Source organism: Microcoleus sp. B3-A4, assembly GCF_036705385.1.
Taxonomy (GTDB): domain Bacteria; phylum Cyanobacteriota; class Cyanobacteriia; order Cyanobacteriales; family Microcoleaceae; genus Microcoleus.
This window is the reverse complement of record NZ_JAUBUI010000190.1, coordinates 1-2330: the sequence shown is the minus strand read 5'-3', so window position 1 is coordinate 2330 and position 2330 is coordinate 1. Positions and strand designations below refer to the sequence as shown.

Genomic DNA, 2330 nt, shown 5'->3' with positions numbered 1-2330 from the left:
TTGATGCGCTGCATCTCTTTCGCTCGACTTAATTACTGTATCAATTTTTCCCCAGGCTGTCAACCCCTTCGTCAAAACTTTTTTTCGATCGCCCGAAACCGCCCCCAATAGCCGAGTTTGACGTATTATTTGCCAGTTATGTAGGGTGCGTCGCTGTTTTATAGTTCAATGGAACTTGCCGATTGTTGATGGCCACGCACCTTACTTACAACAAAATTGTGTGTACCGCATATAAATGGAATATGCTGTATCTACTTCAATCTCATGCAAAGCTGGTTGAAGATGTTTCCGATCCCGCAATTATCTTTGGGATTTCCTAGGCTGATTTCTTTGATGAATTTCTTTCCCATTCCTATTGCTCAAACGAATTTTACCCCTGATTACCTATTTTCCTCTGTTTAGAGTGACATAAGAGCGCTAATCGGGCTATCTTGTATATTCCTAAAAATTGCGGTGTGTGAAAGGTTTAGGCTCAGTTTCTCCCTCGAAAGCGTATTGGCATTCGATCTGACGGATAAATTAACAGGTTTTGCTGTAATTGTTCCAGAGAAGAACGACCGTTGACTAACTCCCAATCGAAGTGGCGCACCAATAATGCTAACATCATCGTTCCTTCCAGCATTGATAGATGCTCTCCTAAGCAACGATGCGACCCTGAGCCAAAGTCTATCATTGGCAATGAACTTGTTTCCTTATTCTTGTCTAACCAACGTTCCGGCAGAAATTCCTCTGGATGAGCATAAACTTCTGGATCTCTTCCGGCTGCAAGCATTGACCAGGATACTCTCGTCCCACGCGGAATCACTGTACCGTCAATTAGAGTATCCCGTTGAGCCTCTAATGTAGTTGAGCCGGAGGCAACTGAATAAAGGCGCAGTGTTTCTTTGATAATGGCGCGAATATAAGCCAATTCTTTGAAGTTTTCTAGGTTAATCCCACCTGGTTTTTGACAAGCTTGGTCAACGATGTCCCGTGCTTGTTGAAACACTCTTTGATTTAAGCTCAACTCTCCAAGTGCAAAGGATAAAGTATGGGCTGTAGTGTCAGTACCAGCTATTAATAGTTCAATGGATTCTGATATTAAGGTTTCGCGATCGTATTTTGGCTCTTTAGCCGCAATTTTGACTAACATTGATTCCCTAAACAAACTACTGACTTGTGGGAAATCCGTTGGATTTTGTTCTCTCATCTGTAATGCTAAGTCTACGCGGGGAGTAAGAAATTCCGTTAAATATCGCCTTGCTGCCCAATAATCCCGTGAATTCTGAGTTGGCAAATATTTCATCCATATTTTCTCCCCTGTAGCTTGTCGCAGGAATCGATAACCTATAACAGATATCGCTTCGTACACCTTGCTAACTTCCAGGGGGGGGCCTTCCTGACTGGTACTGTTTCTATCTACAGGAATACCTAGTACCAGAGAGGAAATCACCCTCATTGTTAGTTCCACAAACAGAGGATCTGCCTCCACTTCTTTTGGGGGCGCCACTTGTTTGAGCGTGTCAATGACTTGTTCGCAAGCTTGGCTAATTATTTCCAGATATTTGGAGAGATTGCTCGAACTAAATTCTGGATTCCAAGCCTTGCGTCGCCACTGCCACTCCGTTGCAGTTTCTCCGATCATAATCGGGCCACTCATATCGTTCCATGCTTCGCGTAATCGCTTGGCTCTAATTAAGCTACCATCTCTCATCCCATTGATAATGGTATCTTCGATTACTTTTGGTTTACTTAAAATCACAGATGGAGTCCTGCCATTCCAGATGACGTACATCGGGCCTAACTGCTGGCTCCAATCAAAAAATAGCTGAAATAATTTCTTCTGTTTTACTGCTACTAATATTTGTGGCAGATTTCCTAACACCCAATATTGGGGAGGCGAAGGGAGTGATTGTAGCGATTTATACGTTTCCTTTCCTTTCCACCATCGCCAACTCAGTATGGACGCTATGCTAGTAACGCCTAATACTATTACTAAATATGACAAAAAGGAATAAGAACCATTTATTTGAGAATTAATGCTTTGAAACATAAATCTGCCCAAGTCCATAGTTTTTTATTACCCATATACTACCTTGGAAATGGAGATTAAGTAAGTCAACCTAATTAAATATAAAACGTTCGACTTGGTAATTGCCTGATGTGGCTCTAGCATTCACTCGTTTAATGATGACCTGGGATAATTCATACTCGTCTTCAAATACGCAACAAGCTCTGGACTTACGCACTTGTCATATTATAAACACCTGTAAATCCCCAAAAAACTAAAGCCCTTTTCCGTTGTTGCGGGAAAAGAGCTTTAATTTATTATTAACCTGGCACTGAGCTAT

At 41.8% G+C, this 2330-nt stretch carries 1 protein-coding gene; it reads right to left on the bottom strand.

Translation table 11 applies throughout. The annotated features are described in order from the left end of the window. Positions 1 to 472 precede the first annotated feature (472 nt). Positions 473 to 2032 (bottom strand): cytochrome P450, encoded by a 1560-nt coding sequence (locus QUB33_RS29195; protein ID WP_333358083.1) that lies wholly within the window; start codon positions 2030 to 2032, stop codon positions 473 to 475. Positions 2033 to 2330 lie beyond the last annotated feature (298 nt).